This window comes from Maricaulis maris, assembly GCF_003634045.1.
Lineage (GTDB): Bacteria > Pseudomonadota > Alphaproteobacteria > Caulobacterales > Maricaulaceae > Maricaulis > Maricaulis maris.
In genome coordinates this window covers 206125-226064 of record NZ_RBIM01000004.1, presented here as the reverse complement: position 1 = coordinate 226064, position 19940 = coordinate 206125, and the positions used below count along the sequence as shown (strand labels likewise).

The window sequence follows — 19940 nt, the reverse complement described above, 5'->3', positions numbered from 1 at the left end:
ACAAGGAGGCGCGATGAGCGAGGCGATGTATAAGTTCCGGCCCGCCGGCGAGGGCTTGGCTGACCGCATTGATGGCGTCTGGCATCTCTCCCGTGACGGCGATGACACGCCCCGGATGATCGCTCCGGACGGGGCATGCGAGATCATCCTGCACCGATCAGAACCGCCGCTCGAACGGGACGGAGACGGCTGGACTCGTCAGCCGGCGGCATTTCTCTACGGACCCTTGAACCGGGTGTTGGTCCTGCGCCAGAGCGGGCCGATGGATGTCGTGGGAATCCGATTGCACCCGTGGGCCGTCGGCGCGCTGGGGGCGCGTCCGTCGGCATGGCGAAACCGGGCTGTGCCACTTGCGGAGATACTTGGTGTTGAGCCAAGCCGGCACCTTCTTGAATTCGCTCGTACCGCCTCGTCGCCTGTCGGATTTCTTGATCTTGCCGGGAATGAGCTCGACTGCGTGCTGCAGCCGCCGCTGGTCCAGACCTGTGTGCGTCGGCTTGTTGAGGCGCTGCAAGGCGGTGAAGTGACGGGTTTGGCTGGCCTTGCGGCGATGGCCGGAACCAGCGAACGGACGGTCGGGCGTCGGTTCGAGCGGGCGTGTGGTCTGACGGCGGGGAACATGATCCGGATTTTTCGTTTTCACCGGGCCCGCAATGCGATCAAGGCCGGATTGGCGCTGACCGAGGTCGCCGCCGATGCGGGCTATGCCGATCAGGCTCACATGACCCGCGATTTTCGCCGTTTCGCCGGTATTACGCCAGTGCCGGCCCGCAATCCGGCGCCCTTCGATGTTTTCTATCCAGGCGAGCTGAAGGATGCGGAGACGCACAGTAAAATGTAACCTTGACGACACTCGATGTCACCTATAGGTAACTTGTAACGTAAAGGTTACAAGGAAGTGCCGTCATGGAAGACCAAGTCTCCAAACTTATCCGCCAGCGCGACAGGGTCCTCGCCCTCGCCGCTGTGAGTTTCCTGTTCTGGCAGGGCGCGCAATTGGCTGAGAACATTGTTGAAGAGGGCGGTTGGGACCTCGGGCCCTATGAGCTGGTCGTCCAGCTTTTGCTCGTGGCCGGCGCGCTTGGATGGGCGGGCGCGTCCTTCCTGTTTTTGCTCTACGCGAACAGGGTTCGGCGATCCGACACGCAATCGGTCATTCAGGATGAGTTGTTCTGTCACAACCAGCGCCTCGCGATACGCTGCGGCTTTGTCGCGCTCATCGGCGCGACGTCGGTATTGCTCGCCGCCGACCTCTTCATCGGGTTTTCGGCGACGATAGCACTCCGCGCATTGCTGATCATTGGCATAACAGCGCCATTGGTGACTTTCCTGATTTTGGGTCGGGACAAGCTGGAGGATGATGCGTGACCAGCGAGTTGGCCAACAGGCTGAAGGAACTGAGGGCCCGTGAGGGCCTCACCCAGGCCGAGCTGGCCGAGCGGGTCGGCGTCACCAGAAAGACCATCAATACGGTCGAAAACCGGGTCTTCGTGCCCTCGACCATTCTAGCGCTCAAGCTTGCTGCGGCGCTGGAGGTTGCGGTCGAGGACGTCTTCCAGCTGGACGGCTGAGACCGGTCGGGCAATGTCCTGCGACCCGGTGCGGCGATATCACCGCCTTGCCGAACCCCTCGCGCAGCGCTAGACCGCTGGCCAATCGCTTGAACATCCCCACAAGAGGAGCTCCTCCATGGCCCGTAACAAGATTGCGCTCATCGGATCCGGCATGATCGGTGGCACCCTGGCCCACATCGCAGCGCGTGAAGAACTGGGCGATGTCGTCCTGTTCGACATTGCCGAAGGCGTGGCCAAGGGTAAGGCGCTGGATATCGCTGAAGCCAGCCCGGTTTTCGGCAAGGACTCCAAGCTCGCCGGCTCGGACGACTACGCCGCGATCGCTGGCGCCGATGTCTGCATCGTCACCGCCGGTGTGCCGCGCAAGCCGGGCATGAGCCGCGATGACCTGCTGGGCATCAATCTGAAGGTCATGAAGGCTGTGGGCGAAGGCATTGCCAAGCACGCTCCGGACGCGTTCGTGATCTGCATCACCAACCCGCTCGACGCGATGGTCTGGGCGCTGCGTGAATTCTCCGGCCTGCCGCACAACAAGGTCGTCGGCATGGCCGGCGTGCTCGACAGTGCCCGCTTCCGTCACTTCCTGGCCGACGAGTTCGAGGTTTCAGTCGAAGACGTCACGGCCTTCGTGATGGGCGGACATGGTGATACGATGGTACCGCTGCTGCGCTATTCCACCATCGCCGGCATCCCGGTTCCGGACATGGTCAAGATGGGCTGGTCCACCGATGAGAAAATGGACGCCATCATCGACCGCACCCGCAAAGGCGGCGGCGAGATCGTGACCCTGCTCGGTACCGGTTCGGCCTTCTATGCCCCTGCCGAGAGCGCCATCGACATGGCCGTTTCCTACCTGCGTGACAAGAAGCGCATCCTGCCGTGTGCCGCCTATTTGTCCGGTCAGTTTGGCCAGGACGACCTCTATGTGGGTGTGCCGGTCGTGATCGGCGCCGGTGGTGTCGAGAAAGTGGTCGAGATCGAACTCAATGCTGACGAACAGGCGATGTTCGACAGCTCGGTTGAGTCCGTGAAGGGGCTCGTGGCCGCTTGTAAAGGGCTGGAGCCGTCGCTGGCCTAGGTGAGGCGGAAGACTTGAGAAAGCCGCCGGCCTGACGGGTCGGCGGCTTTTTTGTGTCTACAGCCCGCCGGCGAAAGTACCCGCCGTGTTCAGTCGCATCAGCTCGAATCCGAGCACCAAGAGCGTGGTCAACCAGGCGAACGGGACCCAGAGGAGGACTCCCGCCGCAGGTGAGGCTCGCCCGACGAGACCGGTTGCGAACAGGCCGTAGATCCACATGGCCATGGCGGCCAGGAAGCCCAGGGCAGGGTCGCGCAGGCCGAAGAAGATACAGACTTGCGCCGACATCCCGGTCAGCAACAGGACGATCAACAAGCTGCCAAGCAAACGCATCCCGTTTTTGCCGCTGCGCTGGACGATCCAGAGCGCAATGACCGTGCATACGGGGATAAGCAGGCCGATCAAATTCATGACAGCGAAGCTCGGTGCCCAGTTGGGCGCGTCCAACGCATTGACCCAGTCGACGGCACCGGTCGCGTGCAGCCATCCTGACAGCCCGCCAGCCAGGGAGGCCGCACCGATCATGTAGACCAGCAGGGTAATGACGCCGGGACCGTGCCGCTTGTCGGCCATGGATGTTTCAACTCACTCTGACTTGCCCTGTCCGGTGCAAGTTTCAAACCACGCGCCCGTCGACCTGGTTTTCGGGCGGACTGCGAGCCTATCGATATAGTGGCGAGCCGCATAACTGCAGACGCTCATAATCAATGCGTGAATACTGTCGCTCGGTTTTAACTTGACCGCCCCGGCGTGAACTCATCGAGTGGCGCAATGACCCAGATCCAGCTCGAGACTGATCGTCTCATTTTGCGCCAACCCGATCTTTCCGACTTCGAACCGCTCTGCGACCTCATGGGCGACGCGGAAACCACCCGATTCATCGGCGGAACGCAGGAGCCGGCCCATGTCTGGCGCGGCTTGTGTGGCATTGTCGGCCATTGGGCGTTGCGCGGATACGGGTTTTTCTCGGTGATCGAGAAGGGCAGCGGTCAATGGTTGGGCCGGGTCGGCCCGTGGTATCCGCACGGCTGGCCACAGCCGGAGATCGGTTGGTCGCTGAACCGGGCCAGTTGGGGGCGGGGTTTCGCCACGGAAGCGGCGGGGGCATGCATGGACTACGCGATCGATGAGCTGGGATGGCCGGATGTCATCCATCTCATCGATGCCGACAATAGGGCGAGCCAAGCCGTGGCCGCCAAGATCGGCTCGCGGGACCTGGGCCATGACGCCGAGGTCGCCGGGTTCAACATGATCGTCGATGTCTGGGGTCAGAGTTCCAGCGAATGGCGGACCCGCCGCAAATCCTTGCGCTAATACCAGCCGGCGTCGCGTAATTTTGGCGCATAGGTCCGGCTGACCGGTGCTTCGGCACCTGTCGTCAGTGACAGGGTGGCGCGACCATCGCTGCGGGATATGCGTTCGACCGCTTTGCGGGCGACCCACCAGGACCGGTGCGTGCGGGCACCGTCGAGGGGCGCGACAGCCGCGACCGCATCACTCAATCGCATCAGGATCAGGCAGTCGCCGAGGTCGGTATGGACGCGCAAATAGTGATCCTCAGCCTCCAGAGCCAGGATATCGGCGCGGCGAAGCCGCGGCGGAAGTTTGTCAGTCAGTGCAACCGATGGACGCGTGGCATCCGGACTGGATGTGCCGCGCGCGCGATTTTGTTCAATCAGAATTGAGACTGTCGTGACAGCGGCCGAGATCACCCAGACGAGAAAGTAGATCATCGGAAGGACATAAAGCGGGTAGCGTCCGCTCAGGACCAGCTGCAGGAGTGCCACGGCCGCAGTCACGGGTATCGACACCAACAGTGTCGTCGCGAGACCCGTCGCCAATTTGGGCCAGTCCGGTGCATAGCGGTCAAACAGCCAGTTGCAGCCATGGCCGCAAGTCCAGCCCAGCGCCATCAAACCCGTCCAGTAAAGCCAGATCCATGGCAGGCCGAGGCTGGCCGTTTCATAGGGGGCAAGGATGGCGAGAAACGTCCCCGCCGCGAGGACGATGGCGACGTTGGGACCCCAGGATTTCACTCTTTCGATCATCGTTGGCCCGGTCATTCACGAAGCGTGAATGAACACCTAGCGCAATTCGCGCAGCGCGGCAGCCCGTTGACGCAATCTCGGTTTCCCCGCGGTGCAGGGTGGCGCCATGCCTGTCCCGACACCCGGTCATGGGACCGGACCGCAAGGGAGATAACTCGATGATGATGACCGCAATGATCCTGGCCGCTTGCCTCGGATCCGCCGCCCAAGATGAGGCCAACCTCACAGTCCATGTTGACGGGTTTTCGGAAGCTCGCGGCGCGGTGATGATGGCGGTCTTTGCCTCGGCGGAAAGTTGGAATGGCGGCGACCCGGTTGCCGGCAGCCGCGTTGAGGTGAGTGGCGACACCGTGACGGTCTCTTTCTCGTCATTGCCAGCCGGCGACTACGCCATTCGAATGTTCCATGACGTCGATGGTGATGGAGAACTCAATGTCAATCTGATGGGCATCCCGAGCGAGCCCTTTGCTTTTTCCAACAATGCCCGCGGCAATTTCGGGCCGGCCAGCTGGCAAGACGCCGTCTTCCAGCTCGTGCCCGGCGAGAACACGCATTCGCTGGACCTGCGCTAGGGAGGTGATGATGCAGACACACCCCAATCGTCGCGACATGCTCGCCCTGCTCGCCGCCGCTGGCGGGGCCGCCAGCCTGCCGGGACTCGCTTTTGCGAGCGAGGGCGCTGATCCTGTCTACCAGGCGTTCGACGCGGCCAGTCGGCACGATCCGTGGACATTGGGCTTTACCGATGCGCCGGCTACTGGTCTGGATGGCGTGCCGCAACGTCTGCATGGGCGGCTGCCTGACGGCTTGGCCGGGACGCTTTACCGCAACGGGCCGGCGCGCTTCAGCCGTGATGAGTGGCGCTACCGTCACTGGTTTGACGGTGACGGCATGGTGCACGCTTGGCACTTGGCGCCGGGCGAGCCGGTCACCCACAGGGCGCGTTTCGTCGAGACCCCCAAATGGCGGGACGAGGAAGCGGCGGGGCGCTTTTTGATGCCGACCTTCGGCTCACAGCCGCCCAATACCCGCGGCATGCGTGGCCCGGATGACATGAATGCGGCCAACACGTCGGTGATGGTGCTCGACGGCCAGCTGATGGCGCTCTGGGAGGGCGGCTCGGCCTGGCAACTCGATGCGCAAACCCTGGCGAGCCAAGGGCCCCGAAATTGGGGCGACGGTCTGGACGGGCTGCCCTTCTCGGCCCATCCCAAGGTCGATCCCGACGGCACCGTGTGGAATTTCGGCCAGGCGCCGGCGCAGGAAGCGCTCGTGATCTGGCAATTGCGCCGCGACGGTTCCCTGCGCCGGGCTGAACTTGTCGGCGATATACCGGGCGGCATGATCCATGATTTCGCGGTTACCGACCGCTCGCTTGTCTTTCTGGTCGGCAATCTGCGCTGGGCAGGGCCGCAGCTGCCTTATCTCGACAGTTTTCGCTGGGATGACAGCCGCGCCATGCAAGTCATTGCCATTGACAAGTCGGACTGGTCAAAGCGCCGCGTCTGGGAGTTGCCGCCGGGCTTTCTTTTCCATGTCGGTGGTGCCTGGGAAGACGTCGACGGGACGATCCATGTCGATGCTGCCCTGTCCGAAGACGCCCGCATGGCAACAATTGGCGCCCGGGACGTGATGCTGGGCAGGCCCAGTCCGGAAAGTGAAGGCGGAAGCCGGATGCACATGATCACCCTGTATCCGGACGGTCGCTTTGAACGCGCGGCGTTCAACGATGGCGGCGCCGAGTTCCCGCAGGTTGATCCGCGCTACACTGGCTTGGCGCGGCGCTTTACCTGGCATGTCGGCTGGCCGGACGGTCAGGTCCGCGGGGCCAGTCAACTGGTTGAACGGAATCTCTTGTCCGGCGCGACACGACGCTTTGATTTCGGCACAGATGTGGTCGTTGAAGAACCGCTCTTCATCCCACGCGACCGCGCTGCGGAAGAGGGCGATGGCTGGCTGGTCCACACAGCGTTGAACAAGCAGGCGCGGGCCAGCGAACTGCATATCTTCGAGGCGCGTCGCCTTGAAGACGGGCCGGTCGCCAGCTGGCGTTTGCCCTATGCCTGCCCGTTGGGCTTTCACGGTTGCTGGCAGGCGGCTTGATCCGCGCAAGGATGTTTGTCTCCCCGGCCGGGAGTTAATCTGTCGGCAAGCTTGCCGACATTCCGGCCGTGTGAGCCTTGGCTTCCCGGCTCGGGCGTTGGGAGACTGACATGCAGAATTATTGCCTTGCGGCGTTTGGCGCGGCGGCGCTTTTGGCAACGCCCGCCCATGCTCAATCATTGACCGATTGGCGCGACCAGCTGGACCCGGACGCTCTCGCTGGCGGCGAGATATATCTTGAGCTTCAGTATGAAGGCGAGGCTGACGGTTTCATGCGATATGGCTGGCAGACCGACGGTGATGAAATCGCCATTTATGATCGGACAATGTGGGCCTCGCATGAGATCTACGAGACGTTGGAGACGCGGATCCGCTTGGCGGACCTGGCACCGGTCTCCTCCGATATCCGTTTCCATCAAGGCGGCAATTATTATGTCTTTGATATCGATTTCCAGCCGGGGATCGCTCGCGGACGGATGCAGGCTGTCCGTCCAGGACAACCCGACGCATCTCAACCCCTCGCAAGCGAGCTTGAGAGCGGCACGATCCTTCGGGCCAGCATTTTCTTGGTCGCCTCAGCCCTGCCGCTCGAGGTCGGCGACAGCATCGCCTTCAATTGGTACGCCGAGATGGGCAATGCGGTCGCCGCGGTGACGTTGAGCGCGGTTGAGGAGGTCACCATTGAGACCCCTGCCGGCAGTTTTGCGACCTTGCGTCTGGAGCAGCGCGGCGGCACGCCTGCCAACGACATTTTCATTGACCGGCAAAGCGGCGACATCGTCCGGATTGATGTCGGTGGACAGCCGATGCAATTCGTCGCACCAGCGGCCGCCGAATAGCCGACACGGTATCACGCAATCGGGACAATTGACCCGGCGCGCCGAGTTTGCGACCTCTTTGGCGTCCAGCTCGGAGTTGAGTCATGATCCCAGTCCGCACCGCGTTCGCCGCCCTGCTTGCCGCTCTCGGCGCCTTTATCCTGCCCGGTCACGCCGCCGCCCAGCGTGATGTGCTGCTGAATGTCTGCAATGACGCCGGTTTCAGCGTCGCTGTTGCGGCGGCCTATCGGACCAGTCCCACCGAGGACCGCACCTTGCGGAGCTGGTTCCTGGTCGAGCCGGGCAGCTGTCTTGAGGGCGCGGTCAATAATGTGGTGGGAGATATGCTCGATCTGCACGTGATGTCCGGCGAATGGCGCTGGCCGGCACGTGTCGGTGACGCGGTCTATTGCACGCCCGCCAACTCGACGTTTGCCCTGGCGACTACCGAACCCTGCCGCAATGAGCGCGAGCCGCGCAACTTCGTCCGCTTGCCGATCTCGTCGAGCCGTTACCGGGGTGTGGGGCAGGTTGACTACAGGGTGCGATGTGAAGCGCTGTCCGGCGCGGACGCTGACATGTGTGTCGGTGCGCCCCGGGATGAGCGCGGCCTGGCGCAGATCGTACGCACGTTGGAAGTCTGTCACACCGGCGCACGCCCGGCCGATACTGTCGTGCTCGTGGCGAGGCCCGATGGGCGATATGATGTTGCTGCTCGCCAGATCATTGCCGGTGGTGACTGCGTCGATCTCTATCGGGGCTTTCCGCCCGGCAATCTCGTCATGGTCGGGGCGCTTGGTCGGCGCAATGAAGACGGCGCGGCGTTGTTTTGTGTGCCGGACATGGTCGAGGGGCCCTTGGTGCGCGGTAATGGCGAATGCGGCGGCGATCAAAGCGTGAATGCAGAGGCCCATTCCTTCCGCGCCAACGTGTCGCGTTTCACAGCCTATCTCCAGTAGGTAGGTCACAGACCCGCTGGTTTGCCCGCCGCTGATGGATGTCTGACCCAATGGGGGGCTGTCGTTAGTTGCGCACCCTCGCAACCCATGACGCATTCACATGCCCGAACCCGCTGACCGATGCCTCGGCCACGCGCTCGGGAGCGGCTGCGCTGGTTCATGGTCCTTGTCGCCGATAAAGTTTTCGCGCGTTAGGCGCGTTGCGTTGCGCCGCCTGCGGCACTGTTGCATGGTCCGCGTGCCCCGCTGCGCCGGGGAAGCCGCACCGGGGGGTGATCATGGACACGAACGAGCCGTCGGCCCGGGCCGAACGCTTTTTGCCTGACTGGATCGTCGGTGGTGTCGTCCGGGCGAGCTTGATTCCGGGCCTTTGGAGCTGGGGGCGTGCCAATGCGGATGTCTGGCCAGGCGTCATGCCGGATACGATTGCGGCGGCTTCGGTGTGGAACATTCCGCTGATTTCTGCGGCGCAGACAGCCCAGATCGCCGTTTGGGGCGCGCAGCTGATCGCCTTTCTCCTGCTCGTCGGCTTTCTGACCCGCCTCGTCGGACTGGTCCTGTTGGTGGCTTGTGCGATCTACGCGTTCTGGATCATGCCCGAGGCGTGGACCTCTGTCGTGGTTTTTGCGGCGTCAGGCTTTTACCTCTTCGCGCGAGGTGGTGGTGCCGTCTCAATTGACGGGGCGATCGTGGCGACGCTGCGCTAAATACGGGCCAGGCTTACACAATCTCAAGAAGTGTGGGGCAGGCTGGATGGTGTCGGAATTGGCCGGACCGGATCGTCCACCATGTCACCAGAACTGCGGCAGAAGCTGAAAACGGCGCTCGTCGGACGTGAGTCCGTCGATATGGGTCAATTTCAGTTCCTCAACTTAGAGCGTGTTCGGGCACGGACCGGCGAGGACTGGCCGCGTTTGCGTGAGAAAGTTTACGAGACGTCGACGCAATTCATCGAGCGGCGCCTTGGCCCGGACGACGTGATGATTCGTGTGCAAGGCGGTTTCCTCATCATTTTTCGCGCCAGTGACGTTGAGGCGGCGCAAGACATGGTTGATGCGATCTCGGGCGAACTCAACACATTCTTCCTGGGCGAGGCCGGTCTCGAAGATGTCCGGACAGAGGCGGATGCCCGTGACGTGCCGACGAGTGAATTGCTGGAGATTGTTGCGCGTTCCCAGCCACATGACCATGCGGGTCAGTCCGCGATATCGCCCGATGCAGGGGCGGGTTTGCCGGCGGACCTCGCGACGCCTTGGGCATCATCATCGCCGCCGGAACGCGATGATGATGGCAAGACGCGATGGGTTGAAGCGCCCAAGCCCGAACGGCGCGACCGCCCGTCATTGGTTCCGGGCCAGGCGACGGCAGCGGGCGATGTGCCGCCGAGCTGGGACGATATTGTCTTCAAGCCGGTTTGGGACAGCCGGAAATCCTATGTCAGCCACCATATCTGTGTAGCGAGGAAAATCGTCGACGGGTTCGCGTACTATGGCCGCGAGACCCTGTCGGGCGCGGCGGATCGCGACCAGCACCGGCGGCTTGATCGCGTCGTCGCGCTCGCGGCCCAGCGCGGGTTTCAAAAGGCTCGAGCGGCGGGACATGGCAGCATGATCATTGTCCCGGTCCACTATGACAGCCTGTCGTCAGTGTCGCGTCGCATGGAGTACTTCAAGATTCTTCAGCCGATCCCCGAGCCGGCCCGTCGTTTCTTCCTGCTGCGTATCGATGGTGTGCCCGACGGCGCGCCGATGGCGCAGCTGCAGGAAGTTTGCCGGTCGATGAAGCATTTCGGGGCCTATGTGCTGGTCCATCATCGCTTCGGCCTGGCCGGGCTGGACCGGTTCGAGAGCTGCGGCATCGGGATTTTCAGTGCGGACACGCCGCCGCGGCTCAACGATGCCGGCGCTGGCGACAAGGACTTGATGGCCTGTGTCACCTGGGTTTCGACGGTCCAGCAAATGAGCGCCGAGACTTCACTCCTGGAGATCGAAAACACGGCCCTTCTTGAGGCCGCAATGTCAGCCGGCGTTCGCTATTTCTCGGGTCCGGGGATTGCAGCCGCGGCCGAAATGCCCGGCCCGCCGCGCCGCTTGTCATTGTCGGCCATCCTGGCGCCGCCCGACAGCACGGGTGGTCGCGACGAGACATTCGAGATTGACTGACAAATAGACGCTGCGAGTGCGTTGCACCGCAGCAGCCCAGTGCTATAAGGCGAGTCCATTCTGGCCGTTTTGTCGCTTTTATCCTCCCGCGAGGCCCCTATATGAATATCCACGAACATCAGGCGAAAGCCGTCCTGAAATCCTTTGGCGCACCGGTCGCTGAAGGTGTCGCCATTTTCTCTGCCGATGAGGCTGCTGCCGCAGCCGACAAGCTGCCCGGACCGCTCTGGGTGGTGAAGTCGCAAATCCACGCTGGTGGACGCGGCAAGGGCAAATTCAAGGAACTGGGTCCCGACGCCAAGGGCGGCGTCCGTCTCGCCTTTTCCAAGGAAGACGTGATTGCCAACGCCAAGGACATGCTCGGCAATACGCTGGTTACGCACCAGACCGGCCCGGAAGGCAAACAGGTCAATCGCCTCTATATCGAGGACGGTGCCGACATCGCCACCGAGCTGTACTGCTCGTTGCTGGTCAACCGTGAAACCGGCCAGGTCGCCTTTGTCGTCTCGACCGAAGGCGGGATGGATATCGAGGACGTCGCCCACGAAACGCCCGAGAAGATTCAGACGATCAACATCGATCCGGCCACCGGCGTTACCGACGCTTCGGCGGCTGCGGTCTGCGACGCGCTGAAGCTGGAAGGCCAGGCGCGCGACGACATGATGGGGCTCGCCAAGATCCTCTACACAGCCTTCTGTGAGAAGGACATGGCGATGCTGGAGATTAATCCGCTCATCGTCATGGACAATGGCCATGTCCGTGTGCTGGACGCCAAGGTCTCCTTCGACGGCAATGCGCTTTTCCGTCACCCGGACATCATGGAGCTGCGTGATACGACCGAGGAAGACGAGAAGGAAATCGAGGCCTCCAAATATGACCTCGCCTATGTCGCCCTTGATGGTGATATCGGCTGCATGGTCAACGGTGCCGGTCTCGCCATGGCGACGATGGACATCATCAAGCTCTATGGTGCCGAGCCAGCCAACTTCCTCGATGTCGGTGGCGGTGCCACGACCGAGAAAGTCACGGCCGCCTTCAAGATCATCACGGCCGACCCGAACGTCAAAGGCATCCTCGTCAACATTTTCGGCGGCATCATGCGTTGCGACGTGATCGCCGAGGGCGTGGTCACCGCGGTCAAGGATGTCGGCCTGCAAGTGCCGCTCGTTGTTCGCCTGGAAGGCACCAATGTCGCCAAGGGCAAGCAGATCATCAATGAAAGCGGTCTCAACGTGATCGCCGCCGATGATCTCGACGACGCTGCCCAGAAAATTGTCGCCGCCGTGAAGGAGGCCAACTGATGTCGATCATCGTCGATAAGAACACCAAGGTCATCGTCCAGGGCCTGACCGGTAAAACCGGTACCTTCCACACCGAGCAGGCGCTGGAATATTACGGCACCCAGATGGTCGCCGGCGTGCACCCGAAAAAGGGTGGCGAGACCTGGTCGGCCGGCATGGACGGCGCAGCCTCTCTGCCGATCTTCGCCTCCGTCGGTGAAGCCAAGGAAGCCACCGGCGCCGACGCCTCCGTGATCTATGTCCCGCCGGCGGGTGCCGGTGCGGCGATCATCGAAGCGATTGATGCCGAGATCCCCTTCATTGTCTGCATCACCGAAGGCATTCCGGTGATGGACATGGTCAAGGTCAAGGATCGTCTCGACAAGTCCAACTCCATGCTGCTGGGCCCGAACTGCCCCGGCATCCTGACTCCGGAAGAGTGCAAGATCGGCATCATGCCGGGCTCGATCTTCAAGAAGGGCTCGGTCGGCGTGGTCTCGCGCTCGGGTACGCTGACCTATGAAGCCGTTTTCCAGACCTCCCAGGTCGGCCTCGGCCAGACCACGGCGGTCGGCATTGGCGGTGACCCGGTCAAGGGGACCGAATTCATCGACGTGCTCGAGAAATTCCTTGCCGACGATGAGACCCAATCAATCATCATGATCGGCGAAATCGGTGGCTCGGCCGAAGAAGATGCGGCGCAATTTCTGGCCGATGAAGCCAAGAAGGGCCGCAAGAAGCCGACCGTCGGCTTCATCGCTGGTCGCACGGCGCCTCCGGGTCGCACGATGGGCCATGCCGGCGCCATCGTCTCCGGTGGCAAGGGCGGAGCGGAAGACAAGATCGCGGCCATGGAAGCGGCCGGGATCAAGGTTTCGCCGAGCCCGGCGCGCCTGGGTACGACGCTGGCCGAGCTTCTCAAGGGCTAGGGTCGGCGCTATCGCCGAAACAACAAACCGCGTTCCGGGCCTCCGGGGCGCGGTTTTGTTTTGTCACCATCTTGGCAGCAGACCGGCGCGAATCCCTTTCGTGACACGCGGATTAGGCATAGAGGGTTGATTAACCCACTCGGTTTAACCCCATCCAGACACACTCCTGACTCAGGCCTCCCCTCAATATGTCTGACCAAAGCCGTTCCCAAGAAAACCAGAACTTCCTGGATACCTCCTTCCTCCAGGGCGCCAATGCGGTCTATCTCGAGCAGATGGCTGCTGCCTATGCCGCAGACCCGAACTCGGTTCCGCCGAGTTGGAAGGCCTTTTTCGACGCCATGGGCGATGCGCCGTCGGAAAGCTCGCACGCGGCTCGCGGCCCGGCCTGGAAACGCGCCGACTGGCCGCGCAAGGTCAATGGCGAGATGGTTTCGGCCCTGGGTGATATTGGCCCGGATGAGGCAGCCATGGTCGACAAGGTCGCCGGTCATGTTGCGGCAACGCAGCCGGGTGCCAGTGCGGACGATGTCCGCAAGGCGACCCAAGCGTCGATCCGCGCGATCATGATGATCCGTGCCTACCGCATGCGGGGCCACCTGGCCGCCGATCTTGACCCGCTGGGTTTGACCGATTTTGGCTACCAGGCTGAACTCGATCCTGCGACCTATGGCTTTTCCGGTGCAGCACTGGACGAGGATGTCTTCATTGACGGCTATCTTGGTCTGGAGACGGCCACGCCGCGCGTCATGCTCGATATCCTGAAGCGGACCTATTGCGGTCCGGTCGGTGTCGAATTCATGCATATTTCCAACCCGGAAGAGAAAGCCTGGTTGCAGGAGCGCTTTGAAGGGCCGGACAAGGACATTTCCTTCACCAAGGAAGGCAAGATCGCCATCCTGTCCAAGCTGATTGAGACCGAGCGCTTCGAACAATTCCTGCATAAGCGCTATCCGGGCACCAAACGTTTCGGCGTCGATGGTGGCGAGAGCATGGTCCCGGCGCTGGAACAGATCATCAAGCGCGGTGGTTCGATGGGTGTCGAGGACATCATTCTCGGCATGCCGCACCGCGGCCGCCTCAATGTGCTCGCATCTGTAATGGGCAAACCCTACCACCAGATTTTCCACGAATTCCAAGGCGGCAATACGCAAGGCGAGGACGAGTTCGGTTCCGGTGATGTGAAATACCATCTCGGTGCGTCGTCTGACCGTGAGTTTGATGGCAACAAGGTCCACCTGTCGCTGACGGCCAACCCGTCTCACCTTGAGGCCGTCGACCCGGTCGTCCTGGGTAAAGCGCGCGCCAAACAAGAGGAAAACTGCCGCAAGAAAGCGGGTACGCCGCGTTCAAGCGTGCTACCGCTGCTTTTGCACGGTGATGCCGCTTTTGCCGGCCAGGGCATTGTGACCGAATGTCTGGGCCTGTCCGGGCTTCGCGGGCACCGCACCGGCGGCGCGATCCATTTCATCGTCAACAATCAGATCGGCTTTACGACCGACCCCAAGGACAGCCGCTCAAGCCCCTATTGTTCGGACGTGGCGCTGATGGTCCAGGCGCCGATCTTCCACGTCAATGGCGATGACCCGGAAGCGGTTGTTCACGCCACCCGTATTGCGACTGAATACCGTCAGCTGTTCGGCAAGGACGTGGTCATCGACATGATCTGCTATCGCCGCTACGGCCACAACGAGGGCGATGACCCGACCTTCACCCAACCGATCATGTACCGCATCATCAAGGACATGCCGCCGGTCAAGAAGAAGTACCAGGACCGTCTCCTGGCTGAAGGCGTACTCAGTGCGGCGGACGCTGAGGCGATTGAGAACGAGTTCGACACATTCCTGGAAACCGAGTTCAACGCGGGCAAGAGCTTTGAGCCCAAAAAGGCCGATTGGCTCGACGGTCGTTGGTCGGGCCTCGGTCTGCCGGAAGGCGATGATCGCCGTGGCGAAACATCGGCAACCATGGAAAGCCTCAAATCGGTCGGCCTCGCCATGACCGAAGTGCCGGAGACCATCAATATTCACCGCACTTTGCAGCGTGTGCTGGGGGCGCGCCGCGACGCGATCGAGAGTGGCGCCGGCATTGACTGGGCGACGGCTGAACACTTGGCCTTTGGTACTTTGTTGACCGAGGGCTTCCCGGTTCGCCTGTCTGGGCAGGATTGTGGTCGCGGCACGTTCTCGCAGCGCCATTCGCATATCATCGACCAGGAAACCGCGGAGAAGTACACGCCGCTCAACAACCTGTCCGACGACCAGAAAAAATATGAAGTCATAGACTCCATGCTGTCGGAAGAGGCGGTTCTGGGCTTCGAATACGGGTATTCGCTGTCCGCACCGAATACACTGGTGATGTGGGAAGCCCAGTTTGGCGACTTCACCAATGGCGCCCAGGTCATCATCGACCAGTTCATCTCCTCCGGTGAGCGCAAATGGCTGCGCATGTCGGGCCTGACCATGCTCCTGCCGCACGGTTATGAAGGTCAGGGGCCGGAGCACTCATCAGCGCGTCCGGAGCGCTTCCTGCAGATGTGCGCGGAAGACAATATGCAGGTTGCCAACTGTTCGACACCGGCGAACTACTTCCACATTCTCCGGCGCCAGATTCACCGCAACTTCCGCACGCCGCTGGTGATCATGACGCCGAAAAGCCTGCTGCGTCACAAGCGTTGCGTGTCGCAGTTGGCGGCGATGGGGCCGGGGTCGTCCTTCCACCGTGTGCTTTGGGACGACGCCGACGGCGCCTCGCGTCCGGAAGGCGAAAGCCGTCAGACCACGCTTGAACTCAAGTCCGATGCCGACATCCGCCGTGTCGTGTTGTGTACCGGCAAGGTCTATTACGACTTGCTCGAGGAGCGTGAGAGCCGCGGCGCGGATGATGTCTATCTGATGCGGGTCGAGCAGCTTTATCCCTTCCCTTACAAGGCACTGATTGCCGAGCTCGCGCGTTTCCCGAATGCCGAGATCGTCTGGTGCCAGGAAGAGCCGCGGAATATGGGTTATTGGACCTTCGTCGAACCCAATATCGAATACGTGCTCGGCAAGATCGAAGGTCAGGCCAGCCGTCCGCGCTATGTCGGCCGCTCGCCGACCGCATCGACGGCAACCGGCATCGCCTCCAAGCACAAACAGCAACAAGACGCCCTGGTCGATGAAGCCCTCTCCTAGGGCCGGCCAACTTCTTTGAAGGAAAGACGAGAGACATGACCGATATCACCGTGCCGCAGCTCGGCGAGAGCGTCACCGAAGCCACCGTCGGCAGCTGGATGGTCAAGTCCGGCGATGCCGTTTCCCGGGACGATGTCCTGGTCGAGCTGGAAACCGACAAGGTCGCGGTCGAAGTCCGCGCCGATGCCGACGGGGTCATGGGCGAGATCTTCGCGAGCGAAGGCGACAATGTCGAGATTGGCGCCAAGCTGGCGGTTCTGGAAGCCGGCGGCGAGGCTGACGGCGCGGATCAGTCGGCCGCATCCGAAGGGCCGGCCGAAGACGCAAAACCGTCTTCCCAGTCGGACGCGGCAGCCAGCGACGAGCCGGCGACCCAGGACAAGGCGTCATCCGAATCATCCGGCAAAACCGTCGACGCGACTGTTCCGCAAATGGGCGAAAGCGTAACGGAAGGGACGATCGGGTCATGGCTGGTGAAGGCCGGCGACACGGTCGAGATCGACCAGGCCTTGGTCGAGATCGAAACTGACAAGGTCGCCGTTGAAGTGCCGTCGCCGGTCGCTGGTGTCGTGTCCGATCTCCTGGTCGCAGAGGGCGACACGGTTGCTCCGGGAGACGCGGTGGCACGGATCAGCGAAGGGACATCGGCACCGGCTGCCAAGGCAGAAGAGGCATCCGGCGATAAAAGCAGCAAGACAGTGATGCCGTCCGCCCAGCGCGTGATCGAAGAGAACAAGCTCGATGCCAACGCGATCGAAGGGACTGGCAAGGACGGCCGGATCACCAAGGGTGATGCCCTGAAAGCCGCTGACGCTCCGAAGTCGGCGCCGGCACCGTCCGCGTCCAAACCAGCTGCTGCACCGGTCAAGGCGCCGTCGGCGCCGCGCGAAACCGGCCCGCGCGAAGAGCGTGTCCGTATGACGCGCTTGCGCCAGACGATCGCCAAGCGTCTCAAGGACGCGCAAAATTCCGCAGCCATCCTCACCACATACAATGAGGCCGACATGTCGGCGATCATGTCGGCGCGTAAGGCTCATCAGGACGCCTTTGTCGCCAAGCATGGCGTCAAGCTCGGCTTCATGAGCTTTTTCGTGAAGGCCTGCTGCCATGCGCTCAAGGAGGTCCCGGCCGTCAATGCCGAGATCGATGGCACGGACCTGATCTACAAGAATTATTATGACATGGGTGTCGCCGTTGGCACCGATCGTGGTCTTGTGGTGCCGGTCGTCCGAGATGCTGACCAGATGTCCCTTGCCGAAATCGAGAAAGAAATCATTCGTCTTGGCAAGCGGGCGCGGGACGGAAAGTTGACGATCGAGGAGATGCAGGGCGCAACCTTCACGATCTCGAATGGTGGCGTGTATGGCTCGCTGATGTCGATGCCGATCCTCAATGCGCCGCAATCGGGCATTCTGGGCATGCACAAGATCCAGGAGCGGCCGATGGCCGAGAACGGTCAGGTGGTGATCCGGCCGATGATGTATCTGGCGCTGTCCTACGACCACCGGATCGTCGACGGCAAGGAGGCCGTTACTTTCCTCGTCCGGGTCAAGGAGAATCTGGAAGACCCCCAGCGCATGCTGTTTGATCTCTAGTATTTGAAATGTATTATTAATTATCCGCCCGGTTGATCCGTTCGACCGGGCGGTTTCATTTGACCGCACGACCTTGACGCCGCAAGATGCTGGCTGCTGCCGGTGGGTTTCTTCCGCCGCCGCGGCGCGCTGGAGGGGCGAGTGCCAAGACCGGAAACCGGGCGTTGGGAGATTGTCGCGCTGCGCTGGGGCCTCATTGTGGGTATCAGTTATTGGGCGCTTACCCAGCTTGGTTCCGCCACGCGGGTCCTGATTATCAAGTTTGGTGATGCGGTGTCGGCCGGGATCGATCCGACCTTGGTCATCATTGTGGACAATATGGGCATGTTTGGTGCCGCCCTGACGGTTGCCAATGCCGTCGCCTATTCCGGGGCTGTTGCGCTGCTCGTAATGCGGATGTCGGCGGCGTTGCCGGTCTACGCTGCGGCGTTGGTCTTCGACCTGACCGGCTGGGTCATCTACTCGACTCACTCGCTCTATGATTTCTGGAGCGACTCCTCGAACCAGATCGAAGACTGGGTGGCCAATGGGCTGCTGCTGGTCGGACTCATTGGCTTGATCATCCTGCGGCAGGCGGGAGCGCTTCCCAAACGGCTCGTCATTTCACGCTGATCCGCTGCATTCGCGATCGATTTACCCCTTACGTTTGCCCTTTTGCGGGGGCATATAGGGCCAACGGGCCGCCTTGGCGGCGAGCACAGCGAGGCAGGCATGTCTGACACATATGATATCGTGATCATCGGCGGCGGACCCGGCGGCTATAACTGCGCGATCCGCGCCGGCCAGCTCGGCCTGAAAACGGCGTGCGTCGAGATGCGCGGTACGCTTGGCGGCACCTGCCTCAATGTTGGCTGTATACCGTCCAAGGCGCTGTTGCACGCTTCCGAATTGTTTGAGGCTGCGAGCACGGAATTTGCGGCGCTTGGCATCAAGACCGGGAATGTGGAACTCGACCTGGACGCCATGCTGGGCCAGAAAGACGAGGCGGTGGATGGCCTTACCAAGGGTATCGAATTCCTGTTCAAGAAAAACGGTGTCGACTATGTGAGCGGCCGCGGGCGCATTGCTGGCGCCGGCAAGGTCGAGGTGACGACCGATGACGGCGTCACGACGCTCGAGACCCGGAATATTGTGATCGCGACCGGGTCGGAAGTTACGCCGCTCCCGGGGGTCGAGATCGATGAGAAGCGAGTGGTCTCGTCCACCGGTGCGCTGTCTCTCGACAAGGTTCCGGGAAAGCTGGTTCTGATCGGGGCTGGCGTGATTGGCCTTGAGTTGGGGTCGGTGTGGCGTCGTTTGGGCGCCGAAGTGACGGTTGTCGAGTATCTCGACCGCATCCTGCCGGGCATGGACAGTGAGCTGGCGAAAACCGCTCAGCGCATTTTTGCCAAGCAGGGCATGGACTTCAAGCTCGGCACAAAGGTGACCGGTGTCGATGTGTCCGGGGACACCCTGGCTGTCACACTCGAGCCTGCCGATGGCGGCGACGCCGAAACCGTCGAGGCAGACACTGTTCTGGTCTGTATCGGCCGCCGGCCCTTTACCGAAGGTCTGGGTCTCGAGACCGTGGGAATCGAAACCGACAAACGCGGCTTCATCGCTCACGATCAATACCGCACATCGGCCGAGAATGTCTGGGTCGTCGGCGACTGCACACATGGTCCCATGTTGGCCCACAAGGCTGAGGACGAGGGTGTTGCTTGTGCCGAGCGGATTGCCGGCAAGGCCGGTCACGTCAATTACGGTGTGATACCGGGTGTCGTTTATACAGCGCCCGAGATCGCGACAGTCGGCAAGACCGAGGACGAGTTGAAGGCGGAGGGCCGCAAGTACAAGAAGGGGAAATTCCCCTTCCAGGCCAATTCCCGTGCACGCACCAATCACGCCACGGATGGTTTCGTCAAAATCCTTGCCGATGCCGAGACGGATGAAATACTCGGAGCGCACATGATCGGTGCCAATGTCGGCGAAATGATCAGCGAACTCTGTCTTGCGATGGAATTCCGGGCGGCTTCCGAAGACATTGCCCGCACGTGTCACCCGCACCCGACGCTGACCGAGGCCGTGCGCCAGGCGGCGATGGGCGTGGAAGGCTGGACCATGCAGTCCTGACCTGCCTGTCACAACCCCGTCGCACTGAATTGCGATCAACGTGGTAAGATGATGTTGTCGCAGGCTGAGTCGTCGGTCGACGTCGTCCGCGGGGTGCGGTCACAGGGAT

General features: G+C 61.9%; 19 protein-coding genes. 17 read left to right on the top strand and 2 right to left on the bottom strand.

Translation table 11 applies throughout. The annotated features are described in order from the left end of the window. Positions 1–13: 13 nt before the first annotated feature. The 4 genes from C7435_RS09580 to mdh all read left to right on the top strand — a co-directional run bounded on the left by C7435_RS09580 (position 14) and on the right by mdh (position 2652). Positions 14–841 carry a helix-turn-helix domain-containing protein gene (locus C7435_RS09580; RefSeq protein WP_121211144.1) on the top strand — a complete coding sequence of 276 codons (828 nt, stop codon included), beginning with the start codon at positions 14–16 and terminating at the stop codon, positions 839–841. A gap of 65 nt (positions 842–906) precedes the next feature. Then, entirely contained in the window at positions 907–1368 is a 462-nt protein-coding gene (locus C7435_RS09575; RefSeq protein ID WP_121211143.1) for a hypothetical protein, read from the top strand. Next, positions 1365–1571 (top strand): type II toxin-antitoxin system RelB family anti-toxin, encoded by a 207-nt coding sequence (locus C7435_RS09570; protein ID WP_121211141.1) that lies wholly within the window; start codon positions 1365–1367, stop codon positions 1569–1571. Before C7435_RS09575 ends, C7435_RS09570 begins: the two co-directional genes overlap by 4 nt. Before the next feature lie 118 nt (positions 1572–1689). Beyond that, positions 1690–2652 carry a malate dehydrogenase gene (mdh, locus tag C7435_RS09565; RefSeq protein WP_121211139.1) on the top strand — a complete coding sequence of 321 codons (963 nt, stop codon included), beginning with the start codon at positions 1690–1692 and terminating at the stop codon, positions 2650–2652. Positions 2653–2709: 57 nt separating this feature from the next. On the opposite strand, the gene C7435_RS09560 is transcribed toward mdh, so the two are convergent. After that, positions 2710–3225, bottom strand: a complete 516-nt coding sequence (locus tag C7435_RS09560) for a TspO/MBR family protein (protein WP_075190053.1) — start codon at positions 3223–3225, stop codon at positions 2710–2712. Between the two features lie 198 nt (positions 3226–3423). On the opposite strand from C7435_RS09560, the gene C7435_RS09555 reads away from it, so the two are divergent. Continuing rightward, the gene (locus tag C7435_RS09555) at positions 3424–3966 is read left to right on the top strand and encodes a GNAT family N-acetyltransferase (RefSeq protein WP_075190052.1); all 543 of its coding nucleotides are present in this window, start codon (positions 3424–3426) and stop codon (positions 3964–3966) included. Here C7435_RS09555 and C7435_RS09550 read toward each other — a convergent pair. Continuing rightward, positions 3963–4700 carry a LytTR family DNA-binding domain-containing protein gene (locus tag C7435_RS09550; RefSeq protein WP_170150418.1) on the bottom strand — a complete coding sequence of 246 codons (738 nt, stop codon included), beginning with the start codon at positions 4698–4700 and terminating at the stop codon, positions 3963–3965. The genes C7435_RS09555 and C7435_RS09550 overlap by 4 nt on opposite strands. 158 nt (positions 4701–4858) lie before the next feature. On the opposite strand from C7435_RS09550, the gene C7435_RS09545 reads away from it, so the two are divergent. From C7435_RS09545 to lpdA, 12 genes are all read left to right on the top strand, one after another. After that, positions 4859–5272: a DUF2141 domain-containing protein gene (locus C7435_RS09545; RefSeq protein WP_075190051.1), complete on the top strand. Its 414-nt coding sequence runs from the start codon at positions 4859–4861 to the stop codon at positions 5270–5272. A 7-nt stretch (positions 5273–5279) separates the two neighbouring features. Next, positions 5280–6803: a carotenoid oxygenase family protein gene (locus C7435_RS09540; protein ID WP_170150417.1), complete on the top strand. Its 1524-nt coding sequence runs from the start codon at positions 5280–5282 to the stop codon at positions 6801–6803. 110 nt (positions 6804–6913) lie between these two features. Then, the gene (locus tag C7435_RS09535) at positions 6914–7642 is read left to right on the top strand and encodes a DUF3108 domain-containing protein (protein ID WP_121211132.1); all 729 of its coding nucleotides are present in this window, start codon (positions 6914–6916) and stop codon (positions 7640–7642) included. A gap of 83 nt (positions 7643–7725) precedes the next feature. Further along, a complete protein-coding gene (locus C7435_RS09530) occupies positions 7726–8580 on the top strand; it encodes a DUF1036 domain-containing protein (RefSeq protein WP_075190048.1) in 855 nt (284 codons plus the stop codon). Positions 8581–8858: 278 nt separating this feature from the next. Then, complete coding sequence (locus C7435_RS09525; protein ID WP_121211130.1) at positions 8859–9287, top strand: TQO small subunit DoxD; 429 nt, start codon at positions 8859–8861, stop codon at positions 9285–9287. A gap of 81 nt (positions 9288–9368) precedes the next feature. Beyond that, the gene (locus C7435_RS09520; protein WP_121211128.1) at positions 9369–10742 is read left to right on the top strand and encodes a hypothetical protein; all 1374 of its coding nucleotides are present in this window, start codon (positions 9369–9371) and stop codon (positions 10740–10742) included. A gap of 101 nt (positions 10743–10843) precedes the next feature. After that, complete coding sequence (sucC, locus tag C7435_RS09515; protein ID WP_075190045.1) at positions 10844–12043, top strand: ADP-forming succinate--CoA ligase subunit beta; 1200 nt, start codon at positions 10844–10846, stop codon at positions 12041–12043. Continuing rightward, a complete protein-coding gene (gene sucD / locus C7435_RS09510) occupies positions 12043–12951 on the top strand; it encodes a succinate--CoA ligase subunit alpha (protein WP_075190044.1) in 909 nt (302 codons plus the stop codon). Before sucC ends, sucD begins: the two co-directional genes overlap by 1 nt. 188 nt (positions 12952–13139) lie before the next feature. Next, positions 13140–16124 (top strand): 2-oxoglutarate dehydrogenase E1 component, encoded by a 2985-nt coding sequence (locus C7435_RS09505; RefSeq protein WP_121211126.1) that lies wholly within the window; start codon positions 13140–13142, stop codon positions 16122–16124. Between the two features lie 35 nt (positions 16125–16159). Then, positions 16160–17719: a 2-oxoglutarate dehydrogenase complex dihydrolipoyllysine-residue succinyltransferase gene (odhB, locus tag C7435_RS09500; RefSeq protein ID WP_121211125.1), complete on the top strand. Its 1560-nt coding sequence runs from the start codon at positions 16160–16162 to the stop codon at positions 17717–17719. A gap of 141 nt (positions 17720–17860) precedes the next feature. Then, positions 17861–18331 carry a hypothetical protein gene (locus C7435_RS09495; protein WP_147422672.1) on the top strand — a complete coding sequence of 157 codons (471 nt, stop codon included), beginning with the start codon at positions 17861–17863 and terminating at the stop codon, positions 18329–18331. Between the two features lie 99 nt (positions 18332–18430). Beyond that, positions 18431–19831, top strand: a complete 1401-nt coding sequence (gene lpdA, locus C7435_RS09490) for a dihydrolipoyl dehydrogenase (RefSeq protein WP_121211123.1) — start codon at positions 18431–18433, stop codon at positions 19829–19831. Positions 19832–19940: the final 109 nt, after the last annotated feature.

What these genes read in the sequence shown, in the direction of transcription:
- C7435_RS09575 (WP_121211143.1), top strand. Translation starts at nt 907, where the DNA reads ATGGAAGACCAAGTCTCCAAACTTATCCGCCAGCGCGACAGGGTCCTC.
- C7435_RS09540 (WP_170150417.1), top strand. Translation starts at nt 5,280, where the DNA reads ATGATGCAGACACACCCCAATCGTCGCGACATGCTCGCCCTGCTCGCC.
- C7435_RS09535 (WP_121211132.1), top strand. Translation starts at nt 6,914, where the DNA reads ATGCAGAATTATTGCCTTGCGGCGTTTGGCGCGGCGGCGCTTTTGGCA.
- sucC (WP_075190045.1), top strand. Translation starts at nt 10,844, where the DNA reads ATGAATATCCACGAACATCAGGCGAAAGCCGTCCTGAAATCCTTTGGC.
- C7435_RS09580 (WP_121211144.1), top strand. Translation starts at nt 14, where the DNA reads ATGAGCGAGGCGATGTATAAGTTCCGGCCCGCCGGCGAGGGCTTGGCT.
- C7435_RS09545 (WP_075190051.1), top strand. Translation starts at nt 4,859, where the DNA reads ATGATGATGACCGCAATGATCCTGGCCGCTTGCCTCGGATCCGCCGCC.
- C7435_RS09550 (WP_170150418.1), bottom strand. Translation starts at nt 4,700, where the DNA reads ATGATCGAAAGAGTGAAATCCTGGGGTCCCAACGTCGCCATCGTCCTC.
- odhB (WP_121211125.1), top strand. Translation starts at nt 16,160, where the DNA reads ATGACCGATATCACCGTGCCGCAGCTCGGCGAGAGCGTCACCGAAGCC.
- C7435_RS09505 (WP_121211126.1), top strand. Translation starts at nt 13,140, where the DNA reads ATGTCTGACCAAAGCCGTTCCCAAGAAAACCAGAACTTCCTGGATACC.
- C7435_RS09525 (WP_121211130.1), top strand. Translation starts at nt 8,859, where the DNA reads ATGGACACGAACGAGCCGTCGGCCCGGGCCGAACGCTTTTTGCCTGAC.
- sucD (WP_075190044.1), top strand. Translation starts at nt 12,043, where the DNA reads ATGTCGATCATCGTCGATAAGAACACCAAGGTCATCGTCCAGGGCCTG.
- lpdA (WP_121211123.1), top strand. Translation starts at nt 18,431, where the DNA reads ATGTCTGACACATATGATATCGTGATCATCGGCGGCGGACCCGGCGGC.
- mdh (WP_121211139.1), top strand. Translation starts at nt 1,690, where the DNA reads ATGGCCCGTAACAAGATTGCGCTCATCGGATCCGGCATGATCGGTGGC.
- C7435_RS09520 (WP_121211128.1), top strand. Translation starts at nt 9,369, where the DNA reads ATGTCACCAGAACTGCGGCAGAAGCTGAAAACGGCGCTCGTCGGACGT.
- C7435_RS09555 (WP_075190052.1), top strand. Translation starts at nt 3,424, where the DNA reads ATGACCCAGATCCAGCTCGAGACTGATCGTCTCATTTTGCGCCAACCC.
- C7435_RS09560 (WP_075190053.1), bottom strand. Translation starts at nt 3,225, where the DNA reads ATGGCCGACAAGCGGCACGGTCCCGGCGTCATTACCCTGCTGGTCTAC.
- C7435_RS09530 (WP_075190048.1), top strand. Translation starts at nt 7,726, where the DNA reads ATGATCCCAGTCCGCACCGCGTTCGCCGCCCTGCTTGCCGCTCTCGGC.